A 15,754-nucleotide genomic window follows, 5' to 3' on the forward strand; every position below is an offset into this window, starting at 1 on the left:
AGGAACTCACGCGATGAAACAGATCGTCAGCCTTGCGATCTCCGGCGCGCTTCTGAGCGCCTTCCTGACCGGCTGCGTCGCGCCGCAGGAAACGTCGGGCGGCCCCGGCGACACGAATCCGGGCGCGCAGACCGCCTGGAGCGCCGAAATCCGCCGCACGCAGGACGGCATTCCGCATATTCGGGCAACCGACTGGGGCAGCCTCGGCTTCGGTTTCGGCTATGCGCAGGCGCAGGACAACCTGTGCACGCTCGCGGACGGCTTCGTCACGTATCGCGGCGAGCGCTCGGCGTGGTTCGGCCCGGACGCCCGTCCGACTTCCACCGCGACCTTCGGCCAGCCGCGCAATATCGACGCGGATTTCTTCTTTCGTCTCGTCGGCGATCAGGCGGCCGTCGAGCGTTACCGTCAGGCGCAGCCGGCCGAACTGCGCAGTCTGATCGACGGCTTCGCGAACGGCTACGACCGCTATCTCGCCGATCTCAACGCCGGCAACTTTCCGAACGCGCACGCGGCGTGCCGCGGCAAGCCGTGGGTCGGCAAGATCAGCGCCGACGACATCTACCGGCGCCTGATCGCGGCCAATCTCGCGGGCGGCTCGGTGCGCTTCCTGACGCCCATCGCGATTGCGCATCCGCCGAAGACGGCTGCGGCGGCATCGGAAACCACGCTCGAATCGTTGCGCTTTCCCATCGGCGAGAGTGCGGGCATCGGCAGCAACGCGCTCGCGTTCGGCGCGCCGATCACACGCGACAAACGCAGCATTCTGTTCGGCAATCCGCACTGGTTCTGGCGTGGCCCCGACCGTTTCTATCAGGCGCAACTGACGATTCCCGGTCAGGTGAACGTCGCGGGCGTGTCGTTTCTCGGCGTGCCGCTGATCGTGCTCGGCTTCAACGAGAACATCGCGTGGACGCATACGGTGTCGAGCGCGCGGCGCTTCGGCATCTTCCAGTTGACGCTCGATCCCGCCGATCCGACGCGCTATCTCGTCGATGGCCAGAGCGAAGCGATGACGCCCGTGCCGCTCACGGTGCGCGCGCGGCGCACCGATGGCACCGACGAAACCGTGTCGCGCACGCTATACAGGACGCGCTTCGGTCCGGTCGTCGATCTGTCGCCGATGGCGCAGGGACTCGGCTGGAGCGCGCAGCGCGCGTATGCGCTCGCCGACGTGAACATCGACAACGCCCGCGCGTTCCAGAATTTTTTCGCGTGGGATCAGGCGCGCTCGCTCGCCGATTTCATGGCGATCCAGAAACGCTACGCCGCCATGCCGTGGACGAACACCTTCGCGATCGGGCGCGGCGATGCGCGCGTCTGGTTCGCCGACATCGGCCCGATCCCGAACGTGCCCGACGCGCTCGCGGAGGCATGCACGACGCCGGCCGGTCGCGCGTTCGCGGGCCGCGTGCCGGGCGTGCCGTTCCTCGACGGCTCGAAGAGCGCGTGCGCGTGGCGCGTCGATGCGGCGAGCGTGCAGCCGGGCGCGCTGCCGCTGGAGCAACTGCCGAACACCTTGCGCGGCGACTACGTCGGAAATTTCAACGACAGCTTCTGGCTCACGAACGCGAATGCGCCGATGTCGGGCTATCCGCGCATCGCGGGCGCGACGCGCGTCGAACAATCGTTGCGCACGCGATACGGCCATCTGCTCGCCGCGCGCCTGCAGCGCGAGCGCGGCGGCGTCACGCGCGAGGCGCTCGAATCGGCGGTGCTGGAGACGCACTCGATGTCCGAGCGGCTCTACCGCAAGCCGCTGCTCGACGCGGTTTGCACCGTCGACGAAGCGGCCGGCCCGCTGCACGAGGCCTGCGAAGTCCTGCGCAACTGGAACGGCACGGCGGATATCGATGCGCGCGGCGCGAATCTGTGGGACGAGTTCTGGCAGCGCGCGACGCGTCTCGCGCCGGAGCGTCTGTTCGAGTCGGGCTTCGATCCTGACAAGCCGCTCGCGACGCCGGCAGGCTTCAACACCGGCAATCCCGCGGTGGTTCAGGACTTGCGCCAGGCGCTCGGCGGCGCGGCGCTCGCGCTGAATCTGAACGGTTTCGCGCTCGATTCGCGGCGCGGCGAAATTCTCTACACGACCCGCAACGGCACGCGCGTGCCGCTCTACGGCGGCTGCGACGAAGCGGGCTACTTCGCGGTCGTCTGCGCGCGGCGTCCGCTCGACACGAAGGGTTATCCGATGGACATAAGCGGCCAGGGCGACAGCTACGTGCAGGTCGTCACCTTCGGCGAGAACGGCGTGGAGGCCGACACCATGCTTTCGCATTCCGAATCCGACGATCCGGCCTCGCCGCATTCGGGCGACGCGACGCGCGCGTTCGCCGCGAAACGCTGGTCGCGCTTTCCGTTTACCGAACAGTCGATCGATTCCGATCCGGCGGTGACGCGCGTCGTCGTGTCGAGCACGCGCGATGGCGCAGCGAACGCGCCAGCGCGCTAAAAAATCACGCAAAAGGCGCATGGACGGCCCGCAGTCGCTTAAGCCGGGCGCAAATCCCGTCTATGATGGAAGTTTGCCTCGAATGGGAACAGGGTCATGACTATCGGCGACAGCACGCAACACGACGAAGCAGTACGGCTCGATTCCGCCGCGCTGCGCGAGTTCGTGGATCGCAAATGGAACGACGAGATCGTGCCCGCGCTGACCGACTACATCGCCGTGCCCGCCAAGAGCCCGATGTTCGACAGCGACTGGGCGCGCCACGGCTTCATCGAGCGCGTGGTCACGGATGCGGTCGACTGGATCAAAACACAGCCGGTCAAGGGTCTCACGGTCGAAATCGTGCGCCTGCCCGGACGCACGCCGGTCATTTTCTTCGAAACGCCCGCCACGCGCGGCGGCAGCACCGAAACGGTCGTGCTGTACGGCCATCTGGACAAGCAGCCGGAGTTCGAAGGCTGGCGCAGCGACCTCGGCCCGTGGACGCCGAAGCTCGAAGACGACAAGCTCTACGGACGCGGCGGCGCCGACGACGGCTACGCCACCTACGCCAGCATTACCGCGCTCGCGGCGCTGGATGCGCAGGGCGTCGAGCGGCCGCGCTGCGTGGGCATCATCGAGACGTGCGAGGAATCGGGCAGCTACGACCTTCTGCCTTACATCGACGCGTTGCGCGTCCGGCTTGGCGACGTCGGTCTCGTGATCTGTCTCGATTCCGGCGCGGGCAATTACGATCAGCTCTGGCTCACGACGTCGCTGCGCGGTCTCGTCGCCGGCGATCTCGAAGTGCAGGTGCTGGACGAGGGCATCCACTCGGGCGGCTACGGCGGCATCGCGCCATCGACGTTTCGCATCATGCGACAACTGTTCGAGCGTCTCGAAGACGCCAGCAACGGCAATCTGCTGCCAGAGGGCTTTCATTGCCCGATTCCGATGCTGCGCCGCCGCGAAGCCGAAATGACCGCGCGTATCCTCGGTGACGATGTCTGGAAGAAGCTGCCGTGGAGTTGCGGCGCGGACGGCGGCAGCGTCCTGCCGACGACGACCGATCCACGCGAAGCGCTCCTCAATTCCACGTGGCGTCCGTCGCTCACGGTGACGGGCGCGTCGGGATTGCCGCCGCTTGCCGACGCGGGCAATGTGCTCGCGCCGCGCACCGCGTTCAAGCTGTCGCTTCGTTTGCCGCCGCTCGTCGACGCCGCTTCTGCGGTCGTGCAGTTGCAGCGCCTGCTCGAAAGGGATCCGCCTTACAACGCCAAGGTGACGTTCAAGCCGGAAGCGGGCGCCGCGACGGGCTGGAATGCGCCGGACCTCGCGCCGTGGCTGCGTTCGTCGCTGAACGAAGCGTCGAAACGCCATTTCGGCGCGGATGTCGCGTACATCGGGCAGGGCGGCACGATTCCGCTGATGAACACGCTCAAGGAAGGATTCCCGCGCTCGCAGTTCATGGTGTGCGGCGTGCTCGGCCCGAAATCGAACGCGCACGGCCCGAACGAGTTCCTGCACGTTCCGTATGCGAAGAAGCTGACGGCGTCGGTCGCGGAGGTGATTGCGGCGGCGCCTTGATCGACGCTCGGCGTTTCGGTCTTGCGAAAGGCCCGGTTCGTCCGGGCTTTTTTGCGTCCGTTTTCAGCGATTTTGTAAAACGAACTGGTAAGGCCAGTTGATCGTCTGTAAAGTGATAAGCCCGCGCGTGCCGGAAAAATCGGACGCGCGAGCCATCAACTACGGAGACGAGTGTCGCAATGAATGCATCCCCCACGTCCAGCCCTTCCGCCACCGAACAGCGCATCGCCGCCGACACGCTGCACGCCTATGTCCGCGCGATCTGGGAATCAGCCGGCAGCGCGCCGCGCGAGGCGGAACTGGTTGCGGATCATCTCGTGATGGCGAATCTGTCGGGTCACGATTCGCACGGCGTCGGGATGATCCCGCGCTACGTCGCGTCGCTCGGCGAGGGGCAGTTGAAGCTCAACACGCACGCCGAAATCGTGCGCGATGCGGGCGCGGTGCTGACCATCGACGGCCGCAAGGGTTTCGGGCAAGTCGTCGCGTATGAAGCGATGGAGCACGGCATCGAACGCGCGAAAAAGCTCGGCGTTTGCGCAGTGGGCCTGCGCAATGCGCATCACATCGGGCGCATCGGCCACTGGGCGGAGCAGTGCGCGAAGGCGGGACTCGTGTCGTTCCATTTCGTGAACGTCGCGGGCGATCCGCTCGTCGCGCCGTTCGGCGGCATCGACCGGCGTTTCGGCACGAATCCGTTCTGCGCGGCCTATCCGCGCGACGGCAAGAGCCCGCTCGTGCTCGACTTCGCGACGGCCGGCATCGCGTACGGCAAGACGCGGGTCGCGTACAACAAGGGCGTGAAGGTTGCGCCGGGCATGCTGCTCGATCACGAAGGCCGGCCGACCATCGAGCCGAAGGTCATGCACGAGGAGCCGTTCGGCTCGCTCACGGCGTTCGGGCTGCACAAGGGTTCGGGGCTCGCCGCGCTGTGCGAGATTTTCGGCGGGGCGCTCTCGGGCGGCTATACGACGCACGAGGACACGCTGGAGAAATCGAGCGCGATCATCAACTGCATGACCTCGGTGATCGTCGATCCGAACGCCTTCGATGCGCCCGCCGCGCAAGCCGAGGCCGAAGCGTTCCTCGAATGGATGAAGGCTTCGCCGCGCGCGGAAGGCGTCGGCGCGATCCATGCGCCGGGTGAGCCGGAAGAAGCGCGTCGCGCGGACCGCACGGCGAACGGCATCGCAATCGATCCGACGACGTGGAAGCAGATTCGCGATTCGGCGGCGACTTCGGGCATGCCGGAAGCGGAAATCGAGAAGTTTGCGGCTGCGCTGAAGTAAAGCCCGAGGCCGTCTGCGCGGCAAATTGGTCAAGCCAGTTCGCCGCGCTGTCCGCGATCACACGGCCATTTCCTTCTCGATCCATTCGATGACGGATGTGCGTTTCGGCTGCCAGCCGAGCATCTCGCGCGTGCGCTTGCTCCGCACCCGGCTGTTCGAGCCGAGTCCGTACGACGCCATTTCATAGCCCCATTCCTTGATCGCGTCTTCGAGCGGCCAGTCTTCCGGGCCGCGCAATTCGAGCGCGCGCGCCATCGCGGTGGTCATGTCGCGAAACTGCGCTTCGCCGCTTTCGACGAAGTAAAACGTGCCCGCCGGCGATTTTTCGAGCGCGAGCCGATAGATCTCGACGACATCGTCGATATGCACGTTCGACCAGATGTTCAACCCGCGTCCCACGTGACGCACGATGCCGCTCTTCTTCGCCTGACGCTCCAGACGCGGCAACTGTACGCTCGCTGCGTTCGGCACGGCGCCGTGACCGTAGATCAGCGTGTTGCAAAGCACGGCCGAGCGCACGCCACGATTGGCGGCATCGAGCACGAGTCTGTCGATCGCGACGCGCGGCGCCTTGTCGGGCGTCGGCTCGGGCAGGTCGTCCTCGGTAAAAATGTCGTCCGATGCCTCGCCGCCTGACGCATCGCCGACGATGCTCGATCCGCTCGTGTGCAGGAACGGCTTGTTCGTGTCTTCGAGCGCGCCGATCAGCGCCTCGACCGCCTCGCGGTGATCGCTGCTCGCGGCGTTGATGACCGCGTCGGCGGCACGTGCTTCGGCGGCCAGCAGGTCCGTGTCCTCCAGACTGCCGATCACCGGTTCGATGTTCAGGCGCTTCAGATCGTCGGCCTGTTCCGCGCGTCGGATGAGCCCGCGCACGCGATGGCCGTCACGCGCGAGTCCCGCCGCGATCGACCCGCCGATGAAACCGCCCGCGCCCGTGATGAAGATGTTCATGTTCGTGCTCCGTTGAATGTTCAAGCTACGACGAGCACAGAATGAGCCGCGCCGAGTTTCGCAAGAACGGTGATAGTCTCGAATGAAACTCGACTCCACCAACTGCGCTTCACTCGACCCGAACCGACGATGCCACCGATCGAAACCATCAACGCTCCCGGCCTGCCGATTCCGGCGGGACACTACAGCCACGCGACGCGCGCCGGCAATCTCGTCTGCGTGTCCGGCCAGTTGCCGGTTCGTACGGACGGCACGCATACCGGCGACCTGCCGTTCGAGGCGCAGGCCGAACAGACGCTGTCCAATCTGCGCACCGTGCTCGAAGCGGCGGGCGCGAGTCTCGCCGATTGCATCGAAGTGACCGTGTATCTCGTCGGCGTCGAACACTGGAAGGCGTTCAACGAGATCTACGCGCGCCACTTCGGCGCGTGGAAGCCGGCGCGCGCCGTCGTGCCTGTCGGCGCGCTGCATTACGGCTATTTGCTGGAAATCTCCGCGCGGGCGTGGATCGAGCGCGGCTAGCCGTTACGCGAGGTCCAGCGATTTCGTCAGATCGCCGAGCGGCGCCTGGCCGTTCGCGGCGAACGCGCGATCACGCGCGGCCACGCCGTCGAGCGGCGTCAGGTCGTGCACGCGCGAGATGAAGCGCAGGATCGAGTTGGTGTCGTAGACGGTGTGATCGACGTAACCCTGCTTCGCGAACGGCGAGATCACGAGGGCCGGAATGCGCGAGCCCGGCCCCCAGCGATCGCCCTTCGGCGGCGAGACGTGGTCCCACCAGCCGCCGTTTTCGTCGACGGTGACGATCACCACCGTGTTTTCCCACTGCGGCCCGCGCCGGATGTGCTCGATCACGTTCGAGATATGCCTGTCGCCCGAAGCGACATCCGCATAACCCGCGTGCATGTTCAGATTGCCTTGCGGCTTGTAGAACGCGACGGCGGGCAGGCGGCCCGCGTCGATGTCGGCGAGCAGCTTGTTCGTCGTTGGGTCGTCGCCCAGACCTGCATCGCGCAAATGCTGGGCGCGCGCTGCTGTGCCCGGTGCGAAGTTCGCGAAGTAATTGAACGGTTGATGGTGGTACTGGAAATCCGGCACCGCGCCGGTGTCGCGATGCTCCAGCGCGTATTGCCAGGCGCCGCTGTACCACGCCCAGTCGATATTCTTGTCCGACAAGCGGTCACCGATGGTCGCGTACGTCTGCGGCGGCAACACCAGCGTGTTCGACCGGTCCGCGTATTGCGGATCGCCACCTTGCGGAGGCGGCACGTTGCTCGGCTGATAAGGCGGAAACATGGTGTTGACCGCGTAGCCATCGGCGGTGAGGGCGCCGTCGCGCACGAACTTCGGCGGGCCTTCGAGTGCGGACTTCGGTGAATCGGGCGCGAGTTTGAGCCGCGAGCCCGTGGGATCGTCGCCTTCGACGACCGCAAGCAGCTTCGCTGCCGGGCTGCCTTTCACGTCCGGATAAAAGGGCGCCTGCGCGGAGATCAGGAAAATATGGTTCAGCCACGAGCCGCCGAACGCCGACATGAAAAAGTTGTCGCAGAGCGTGTATTGCTGCGCGAGCCCCCACAACTTGAGCGTCTCGGGCGAGTTCTGGTAATGGCCCATCACGAGTCCGCCCGAATCGCCCCACGCCGCGAACTGATTATTCCGGCCAGCGTTGATCTGCATCTGGTTTTGATAGAACCGGTGCACGAGATCCCGCGTGATGACGGAATTGGGAAGCGGCGCGCCGCTCGCGTCCACGATCTGGAAGGGCGCGTTGCGCAGATCGCTGATTTGCTTCTCCGAGATGGCAAAGCGCTTGCCGCCGACTTCCTGCGCCTGCGGCACGAGCCCGCCCCAGATTTTCGGCAGGGTGGGCATGGGCGTAAGACCGTCGCGATCGAGCTGTGTGTAATGCGATGCGGGCACGGCCGAGAGCGGATATTGCACGCCCGGATAGTTGCCGTAGAGATTCGTGAAACTGCGATTCTCCGCGTAGATCACGACGATGTGCTGAACCTTCGCCGCGAGCGTGCGGTCGAGTGCGATGTCGGCTGCGGTTTTCGGAGGAGACGGCTTGTTTTCGAACAGATTGCACCCGCCGAGCGACAGCCCTGCGAGACCTACCCCAGCCGCAAGCAGCCGCCGCCGCGCGGGGTCCGCCGGCGCGTCGCCGGCTGGCGTGTCGATGCTGGAGGGAAGCTCGTGCTGCGGATGGTCCTTCTCACTCATCGCCTGACTCCTCGTGTAGATGCGACACACGTCCGATGACGCGCGCCTGCATTATCGACGCCGAAAGATGACGCGCCCATTACCCGGCGCCCGGTCTGGCCGCTATGCGACTCGCGGCTCGACTGAGCGGGAATAATGCCGCATTGCAATGCTGTGCGAAACCCGGCCAAACGACATAGGAGAAACAATGGAATGTCGCGCGAATCGGCCTATGTCTTTCGGCCGACTGGAAAGCGTGAACGAGCGTGACTAACATCAACTGAACAAGAGCTTTACTCCGACGAGAACGAGCGTCGCGGCGAGCACGTGGCGCAGCAGCGCTTCCGGCGCCCGGGAGGACAGCGTGCTGCCGATGGCAATGCCCGGAATCGAGCCCACGAGGAGCGAGACGAGCAAGCCCCAGTCGACGGAGCCGAGCATCCAGTGGCCGGCGCCGGCAATCAGCGTGAGCGGCACCGCGTGGGCCACGTCGGAGCCGACGATGCGCACCGTCGCGAGACGCGGATACAGCAGAAGCAACACCGTCACGCCGATCGCGCCCGCGCCCACGGACGTGATCGAAACCAGCACGCCGAGAATCGCGCCGGTCAGAACGGTCCAGGCGGCGGTGCGCACCGGTTGCTCGGTTCGACCCTGTCCCTTCTTGTATGCGAGGCGCGCGAGTTGCGGCCGGAAGATGAGCGAAATGGCGGTGATGAGGAGCGCCGTGCCGAGTATCAACTGGATGAGCCGCGCGGTGCCGGGCGATTCAATCCCGTGCGAGTGCAGGAAGTACAGTGTGATGGCCGCCGCCGGCACGCTGCCTGCGGCGAGACGGCCGGTGATGCGCCAGTCGACCGAACCTTTGAGGCCGTGCACGAGCGTGCCGGCGGTTTTGGTCGCGGCCGCGTACAGCAGGTCGGTGCCGACGGCGGTCGCCGGGTGTATGCCGAACAGCAGCACGAGCAGCGGCGTCATCAGAGAGCCGCCGCCCACGCCCGTCAGGCCGACGAGGAAGCCCACCGCGAGCCCTGAGGCAGAATAAAGTAAGTCGATATGCGGAAATGACATTGCGCGCGGAGAACCCGTCAGCCGTGGTTGGGTCGAAAAACCGTCGATGATAGCGGGTAAGCGGCTCACTTGCTGCATGAGCCAACGCTCGACCGGGCGACTGCGACATGCCGGGAGCGTCGGGCGCGTTCCGGAAACGGTTCAGAAAACCCTTCAGATTACTTTCAGGAAGGTGCAATGAAAACACAGGAACAGTCGCAAGAGCAGCAACAGCAGCAACAAGCGCAGGAGTCGCGGCCCAGGCTCGCGGACGAAGCGTTCATTCCGACCGAGCACGCCAACATGGCGAGCGAACGCCAGTTCGTGCTGAAGTCGGGGAATACATTCGCCGTCTACGATGCGAACGGCGACATCCGGGGCGGCGACGACGGTCTGTTCGTCAACGACACGCGCGTGCTCTCGGAACTCGTGCTGACGTTCGGCGGGCGGGCGCCGTCGCTGCTTTCCGGCAGCGTATCGAGCGACAACGCCGTTTTTACGGCGCATCTGACCAACCGCCCGCTGCCGCCTATCGGCGGGGCGCGTACGCCGGAAGGCGTGATCCACGTCGAGCGCAAGCGGGTGCTGTCGGGACACGTGCTGCACGAAAGCATCGTGCTGACGAACTACGGCACGGAGCCGTCCACCGTGCCGCTTTCGATTTCCTTCAAGGCGGACTTTCTCGACATGTTCGAGGTGCGCGGCGCGAAACGCGGCAAGCGCGGCGCCTTGCGGCCGCCGGCAATCGAGAACGGCGAAGTCGTGCTGCGCTATATCGGCCTGGACGAAGTCGAGCGCACGGCGCGCATCCAGTTCACGCCCGCGCCGGACGTGCTGTCGCCCACGCGCGCGGACTACGCGTTGCACATTCAGTCGGAGACGGCGATTTCCGTGTATTTGTCGGTGACGGCGGTGACGCATGCGCTCTCGGACGCGAGCGAGGAAAGCAAGCGCAACGCCGCCGAAGCCGCCGAATGCGCGCCCGAGTCGGGCCGCCCCGCGATTCGCGAGGCGCTCGTCGAAGCGCATCGCCGCATGCGCGACCGGCGCCGCGCGAGCGCGCGCGTGCGTTCGAGCAATCCGCTTTTCAGCGAATGGATCGACCGTTCGCTCGCCGATCTCGGCCTGCTCACCACCGATCTCGAAACCGGCCCGTATCCCTACGCCGGCATTCCGTGGTTTTCGACGGCATTCGGCCGCGACGCGATCATCACGTCGCTGCAAATGCTGTGGCTGCACCCGACACTTGCGCGCGGCGTGCTGCGTTTCCTCGCCGCGCATCAGGCGCGCGAAGACTCGGCGTTCCGCGACGCCGAAATCGGCAAGATCATGCACGAGACGCGCAAGAGCGAGATGGCCGCGACCGGCGAGGTGCCGTTCGCGCTGTACTACGGTGGCGTGGACAGCACGCCGCTCTTCATCGTGCTCGCGGGCGCTTATGCCGAGCGCACCGGCGACACCGCGCTCATCGACGAAATCTGGCCGGCGCTGCAACTCGCGGCGCAATGGGTCGCGCGCCATTGCGAAAAGAATCCGCACGGCCTGCTCGACTATCAGCGGGCGTCGGAGCACGGCCTTGCCAATCAAGGCTGGAAGGACAGCCAGGATTCCGTGTTCCACGCGGACGGGAAATTTCCGGTCGGCCCGATCTCGCTCGTGGAAGTGCAAGGCTATGCGTCGACGGCTTTCTCCACGATGGCGCGGCTCGCCCGCGAGCGCGGCGAAGACGAGAGTGCATCCGACTACGAACGCCGCGCGAATCACATTCGCGAACGCGTCGAGGAAATGTACTGGATGCCGGAGATGGACTTCTACGGCATCGCGCTCGACGGCAAAGGCGAACTGTGCCGCGTGCTGTCGTCGAATGCGGGGCATCTGCTCGCGTTCGAACTCGTCGATCGCAAGCGCGGCGAGGCCGTCGCGCGTCAGCTCGAATCGACACTCTTTCACACGGGCTGGGGCGTGCGCACGCTGGCGGCGGGGCAGCCGCGCTTCAATCCGATGTCGTATCACAACGGGTCCGTATGGCCGCACGACACGGCGTTGTGCGCACGCGGTCTCGCGCGTTACGGCGACCGCAGCGCGACGGTGGGCTTGTTGCAATCGTTGTTCGAAGCGGCCGTCACGTTCGACATGCGTCTGCCGGAGCTGTTCTGCGGATTCACGCGTCAGCGCGGCGAACGGCCGATCGCTTATCCCGTCGCCTGTTTGCCTCAGGCGTGGGCGGCGGGCGCGCCTTTCATGGTTCTGGAAGCGTGTCTGGGCGTGACCGTCGATGCCGTCAACGATGAAGTGCGCATCGACCGGCCTGCATTGCCCGAAGGTATCGACTGGCTGGAAATCGGCGATCTGCGTCTCGGCGACAAGACCGCGACGATCACGTTCCGCCGCGTCGGCGGGCAGGTGATTCCGTCGGTGGAAGGGGATGTGCGAGTGGTCGCGGTGCTTTGATGCGGGGAGCGCACAGCGCCATGGCGGCGCTGTGCGTGCGATGCGCGTTTAAACCGCCACGCTGCCGACGTAGTTCTCGGCGAGCGCGGTGGCGGCCGCGCGGGACGTCGTCACGTGTTCCAGTTCCGCCACTTGGAGCCGCTGCTCGAAGGGCGAGGTGTCGTCGAGCTTGTGCAGCATGCGCGTCATCCACCACGAGAAATGCTCGGCGCGCCAGACGCGCTTGAGCGCCGTCTCCGTGTAGCGCGCAAGCTTTTCCGTGCCGCCTTCCTGGTAGAAGTCGGCGAGAGCGGCGTTCAGCACGCGCACGTCCGAGACCGCGAGATTCAGGCCCTTCGCACCGGTCGGCGGCACGATGTGAGCCGCGTCGCCCGCGAGGAAGAGCTTGCCCGACTGCATCGGCGTGGACACGAAGCTGCGCATGCCGACGATATTCTTCTGGAAGATCTTGCCTTCGGTGATCTGCCAGCCGTCGGCGCTATCCACGCGTGCATGCAGTTCGGCCCAGATGCGGTCGTCGGACCAGGCGTCGACCGTGTCCTTCGGATCGCACTGGAAGTACATGCGCTGCACGCCCGGCGAGCGCGTGCTGATGAGCGCGAAGCCGCGGTCGTGCCGCGCGTAGATGAGCTCGTCGGAAGAGGGCGGCGCTTCGACCAGAATGCCGAACCAGCCGAACGGATAGATGCGCTGATAGTCCTGCCGAACCGCCTCGGGAATCGACTGGCGCGCGACACCCTGCGAGCCGTCGCAGCCGATGATGAAGTCGCATTCGAGTTCTTCGTCGCGGCCTTCGTGCTGATACTTGATGCGCGGCTTGCGATCGCTGCCTTCCTGGAAATCGTGCAGCGACACGTTCGAGACGTTGAACTTCAACGCGCCGTTCGCCGCGAGGCGCGCCGCGACGAGGTCCTTGATGACCTCGTGCTGCGCGTAGACCGTGATCGAATGCCCGGTCAGCTCCGTCAGCGCGATGCGGCGGCGCTGACCTTCGAACGCGAGTTCGAAACCGTGATGCAGCGCGCCTTCGGCCTGCATGCGCGCGCCGAGACCGGCATGATTGAGCGTGTCCATCGTGCCTTGTTCGAGCACGCCTGCGCGAATCGTCGATTCGATGTCGTTCTGGCTGCGCGCTTCGAGCACGACGGATTCGATACCGCGCAAATGCAGCAGATGAGAAAGAAGAAGTCCGGCGGGGCCCGCGCCGACGATACCGACTTGAGTACGCATGATGTCTCCGTGAGGCAGTGGTGATGTTGTGCGTACAGTGTCGGCAGAGCGGCGTTATGCCGCAACGCGATACGGAGGATACGGTCTATCTAATTTCGAGATAAAGGGCCTCAAATGGGCCGAAAAGGACTCGAACTACGGGAAAATCCCTACGGCGTGCGAGCGTCAGGAAACCGCTCGCACGTCCCCGTGGCGTTATTCCGCCGACTCTTCCTTCAATTGCTTGAGCCGATATTCGCCCTGCCGCGTGAGCATCCAGCCCGGATATTCGGCGGGCAACTGGCTCACTTCGTCGAGTGCCGCGAGTTCGTCCTGGTTCAGCCGGACTTTCGTCGCTGCGATGTTGTCGTCGAGCTGCTCGATGCGTTTTGCGCCGATGATCACGCTCGACACCACTTTCTGATGCAGCAGCCACGCAAGCGCGATCTGCGCGACCGACACGCCCTTGGCTTCGGCCATGTGACGCATCACGTCGACGCAGTCATACGCCCGCTCGACATTGACCGGCGGGAAATCGAACTTGCTGCGCCGGCTGCCTTCTTCCTTCCCGCCTTCGCGCGTGAACTTGCCCGAAAGCAGGCCGCCCGCGAGCGGACTCCAGACCATGAGTCCGACGCTCTCGCTTTGCAGCAGCGGCACGATCTCGCGCTCGAGATCGCGGCCCGCGATCGTGTAATACGCCTGCAGCGACTCGAAGCGCGCGAGCCCGAGCCGCTCGGACATGCCGAGCGCCTTCATGATCTGCCACGCCGCCCAGTTCGACACGCCGATATAGCGCACATGCCCGTGCTGCACGAGGTTGTCGAGTGCGCGCAGCGTTTCCTCGATCGGCGTTGCCGGATCGAAACCGTGAATCTGGTACAGATCGACGTGATCCAGTTGCAGCCGCTTCAGGCTGGCTTTCACGCCATCGATGATGTGATAGCGCGACGCGCCGCGCGAATTCGTGCCCTTGGTTCCGGTTTCGCCGAGGATCTTCGTCGCGACGACCACGTTCTCGCGCGGCACCTTCAGATTCTTCAGCGCCTGACCGGTGATGATCTCCGACTGGCCGTCGGCGTAGACGTCGGCGGTGTCGATGAAATTGATGCCCGCATCGAGCGAACGGCCGATCAGCTTGTCCGCGTCCGCCTGTTGCAACTGGCCGATGTTGTCCCAGATTCCGCCCGTTCCGCCGCCGAAGGTCATCGTGCCCAGGCAGAGTTCAGAGACGAAAAGACCGGTATTGCCGAATTTCCTGTAGCGCATGGTTGCTCCCGATTGACTGGAAAGGCGCGGCATCGCCCGAACTTCACGAGCGATCCGGCCGGCAATGCAGTATCGTCCCGGCGCGCGGCCGGTTCATAGCCTGATCCTGTTCAATCCTTGCCTTTTCCTGCAAACGCTGGGGTGGGCGTCGAGCAATCCCGCGCCCGCGCGAGTAAGCTAGTCGAACTCACTTCTCCATCGAAAATCGTCCTTTAATCATGGCTCTGAACGACACGCCCGGCCTCGCCGGAAAAGACAGTCACGACCAGTCGAAGGAGATGCGCCACGACGGCGCGCCCGATCACGGGCTGGATCAGGCGCGGCTCGATCTGGTTGCGCTGCTCGACCGCTTCACCGCCGGCTGCGAAGGCTCGGTCGAAACGCCGGTGCCGGGGCTCGCCCTGCATCGCATCATGAATCCGGGCGGCCCGAAGCACGGCATCCAGACGCCCGCGCTCGCGCTGATCGCGCAGGGCAGCAAGCGGCTCATGGTCGGCGACGAAGTCTATATCTACGATCCGATGCACTACCTGGTGTCGTCGGTGGACTTGCCCGTGTGCGGACAGGTGTCGGTGGCGAGCGAGTCGGAGCCGTATCTCGGCATGCGGCTCGAACTCGACGTCGACGAAATCACGTCGCTGATTCAGGACGAAAGCCTGCCGCCCGCGATGTCGGCCGACGCCTCGCGCGGGCTCTACGTGAACCGCCTCGGCAACTCGATGCTCGACGCCGTGCTGCGCCTTCTGCGTCTCGTCGACACGCCCGAGGACGTGCCGATCCTCGCGCCGCTCGTGAAGCGCGAGATTCTCTATCGGCTGCTGATGAACGGCTCGGGCGCGCGGCTGCGCCAGATCGCGCTGCAGGACAGCCAGACGCAGCGCATCGCGAAGGCCATCCAGTTGCTGCGCCAGCATTTCGATCAGCCGCTGCGCGTCGAGGATATCGCGCGCGACGTGCACATGAGCGTGTCGTCGCTGCATCACCATTTCAAGGCCGTCACGGCGATGAGCCCGCTGCAGTATCAAAAGCAGTTGCGGCTTCAGGAGGCGCGCCGCCTGATGATGCTCGATATCGTCGATGCCGCCACGGCCGCGCATCGCGTGGGCTATGAAAGCGCGTCGCAGTTCAGCCGCGAGTACAGCCGGCTCTTCGGCGCGCCGCCGCTGCGCGATACCCGCCGCTGGCGCGATGCGACCGCCGCCGCAGTTGGCGCCTGAGCGCGATTTCGCGGTCCCGGTAGGGAAATTTCGATGAATCACTGGCCGAGCGCGCGCGAATGGTCTTGAATGGATTGCCGACTGCCGATGCGACG

11 protein-coding genes are annotated in these 15,754 nt (G+C 65.3%); 6 read left to right on the forward strand and 5 right to left on the reverse strand.

What is annotated here, in order from left to right; genetic code table 11:
* Positions 1 to 13: 13 nt before the first annotated feature.
* The 3 genes from NOV72_RS02380 (at position 14) to NOV72_RS02390 (ending at position 5,307) form a co-directional block, all read left to right on the forward strand.
* Positions 14 to 2,452, forward strand: coding sequence for a penicillin acylase family protein (locus tag NOV72_RS02380; RefSeq protein WP_106852949.1), 2,439 nt, complete (start codon positions 14 to 16; stop codon positions 2,450 to 2,452).
* Positions 2,453 to 2,548: 96 nt separating this feature from the next.
* Positions 2,549 to 4,018, forward strand: a complete 1,470-nt coding sequence (locus tag NOV72_RS02385) for a M20 family metallopeptidase (RefSeq protein ID WP_106852950.1) — start codon at positions 2,549 to 2,551, stop codon at positions 4,016 to 4,018.
* 179 nt (positions 4,019 to 4,197) lie between these two features.
* Positions 4,198 to 5,307, forward strand: coding sequence for a malate/lactate/ureidoglycolate dehydrogenase (locus NOV72_RS02390; RefSeq protein ID WP_106852951.1), 1,110 nt, complete (start codon positions 4,198 to 4,200; stop codon positions 5,305 to 5,307).
* Between the two features lie 57 nt (positions 5,308 to 5,364).
* On the opposite strand, the gene NOV72_RS02395 is transcribed toward NOV72_RS02390, so the two are convergent.
* On the reverse strand, positions 5,365 to 6,261 hold the full coding sequence (locus NOV72_RS02395) for an NAD-dependent epimerase/dehydratase family protein (protein WP_106852952.1): 897 nt from the start codon (positions 6,259 to 6,261) through the stop codon (positions 5,365 to 5,367).
* Positions 6,262 to 6,390: 129 nt separating this feature from the next.
* Here NOV72_RS02395 and NOV72_RS02400 point away from each other — a divergent pair, with 129 nt between their 5' ends.
* On the forward strand, positions 6,391 to 6,783 hold the full coding sequence (locus NOV72_RS02400) for a RidA family protein (protein WP_106852953.1): 393 nt from the start codon (positions 6,391 to 6,393) through the stop codon (positions 6,781 to 6,783).
* A 3-nt stretch (positions 6,784 to 6,786) separates the two neighbouring features.
* Here the strand turns inward: NOV72_RS02400 and NOV72_RS02405 are convergent, their stop codons facing one another.
* Both NOV72_RS02405 and NOV72_RS02410 read right to left on the reverse strand, forming a co-directional pair.
* The gene (locus NOV72_RS02405) at positions 6,787 to 8,484 is read right to left on the reverse strand and encodes an acid phosphatase (RefSeq protein WP_106852954.1); all 1,698 of its coding nucleotides are present in this window, start codon (positions 8,482 to 8,484) and stop codon (positions 6,787 to 6,789) included.
* 255 nt (positions 8,485 to 8,739) lie between these two features.
* A complete protein-coding gene (locus NOV72_RS02410; RefSeq protein ID WP_106852955.1) occupies positions 8,740 to 9,534 on the reverse strand; it encodes a sulfite exporter TauE/SafE family protein in 795 nt (264 codons plus the stop codon).
* A gap of 177 nt (positions 9,535 to 9,711) precedes the next feature.
* Between NOV72_RS02410 and NOV72_RS02415 the strand changes: the two genes are divergently transcribed.
* A complete protein-coding gene (locus NOV72_RS02415; protein ID WP_106852956.1) occupies positions 9,712 to 11,964 on the forward strand; it encodes an amylo-alpha-1,6-glucosidase in 2,253 nt (750 codons plus the stop codon).
* 48 nt (positions 11,965 to 12,012) lie between these two features.
* On the opposite strand, the gene NOV72_RS02420 is transcribed toward NOV72_RS02415, so the two are convergent.
* Together NOV72_RS02420 and NOV72_RS02425 are read right to left on the reverse strand one after the other, a co-directional pair.
* A complete protein-coding gene (locus NOV72_RS02420) occupies positions 12,013 to 13,194 on the reverse strand; it encodes a 4-hydroxybenzoate 3-monooxygenase (protein ID WP_106852957.1) in 1,182 nt (393 codons plus the stop codon).
* A gap of 195 nt (positions 13,195 to 13,389) precedes the next feature.
* On the reverse strand, positions 13,390 to 14,442 hold the full coding sequence (locus NOV72_RS02425; RefSeq protein WP_106852958.1) for an aldo/keto reductase: 1,053 nt from the start codon (positions 14,440 to 14,442) through the stop codon (positions 13,390 to 13,392).
* Between the two features lie 218 nt (positions 14,443 to 14,660).
* Here NOV72_RS02425 and NOV72_RS02430 point away from each other — a divergent pair, with 218 nt between their 5' ends.
* Positions 14,661 to 15,659, forward strand: a complete 999-nt coding sequence (locus tag NOV72_RS02430) for an AraC family transcriptional regulator (protein ID WP_181290798.1) — start codon at positions 14,661 to 14,663, stop codon at positions 15,657 to 15,659.
* Positions 15,660 to 15,754: the final 95 nt, after the last annotated feature.

It is taken from the genome of Caballeronia novacaledonica (assembly GCF_900258035.1).
GTDB classification, from domain to species: Bacteria; Pseudomonadota; Gammaproteobacteria; order Burkholderiales; family Burkholderiaceae; genus Caballeronia; species Caballeronia novacaledonica.

What these genes read in the sequence shown, in the direction of transcription:
- NOV72_RS02400 (WP_106852953.1), top strand. Translation starts at nt 6,391, where the DNA reads ATGCCACCGATCGAAACCATCAACGCTCCCGGCCTGCCGATTCCGGCG.
- NOV72_RS02385 (WP_106852950.1), top strand. Translation starts at nt 2,549, where the DNA reads ATGACTATCGGCGACAGCACGCAACACGACGAAGCAGTACGGCTCGAT.
- NOV72_RS02420 (WP_106852957.1), bottom strand. Translation starts at nt 13,194, where the DNA reads ATGCGTACTCAAGTCGGTATCGTCGGCGCGGGCCCCGCCGGACTTCTT.
- NOV72_RS02415 (WP_106852956.1), top strand. Translation starts at nt 9,712, where the DNA reads ATGAAAACACAGGAACAGTCGCAAGAGCAGCAACAGCAGCAACAAGCG.
- NOV72_RS02405 (WP_106852954.1), bottom strand. Translation starts at nt 8,484, where the DNA reads ATGAGTGAGAAGGACCATCCGCAGCACGAGCTTCCCTCCAGCATCGAC.
- NOV72_RS02380 (WP_106852949.1), top strand. Translation starts at nt 14, where the DNA reads ATGAAACAGATCGTCAGCCTTGCGATCTCCGGCGCGCTTCTGAGCGCC.
- NOV72_RS02425 (WP_106852958.1), bottom strand. Translation starts at nt 14,442, where the DNA reads ATGCGCTACAGGAAATTCGGCAATACCGGTCTTTTCGTCTCTGAACTC.
- NOV72_RS02395 (WP_106852952.1), bottom strand. Translation starts at nt 6,261, where the DNA reads ATGAACATCTTCATCACGGGCGCGGGCGGTTTCATCGGCGGGTCGATC.
- NOV72_RS02430 (WP_181290798.1), top strand. Translation starts at nt 14,661, where the DNA reads ATGGCTCTGAACGACACGCCCGGCCTCGCCGGAAAAGACAGTCACGAC.
- NOV72_RS02390 (WP_106852951.1), top strand. Translation starts at nt 4,198, where the DNA reads ATGAATGCATCCCCCACGTCCAGCCCTTCCGCCACCGAACAGCGCATC.
- NOV72_RS02410 (WP_106852955.1), bottom strand. Translation starts at nt 9,534, where the DNA reads ATGTCATTTCCGCATATCGACTTACTTTATTCTGCCTCAGGGCTCGCG.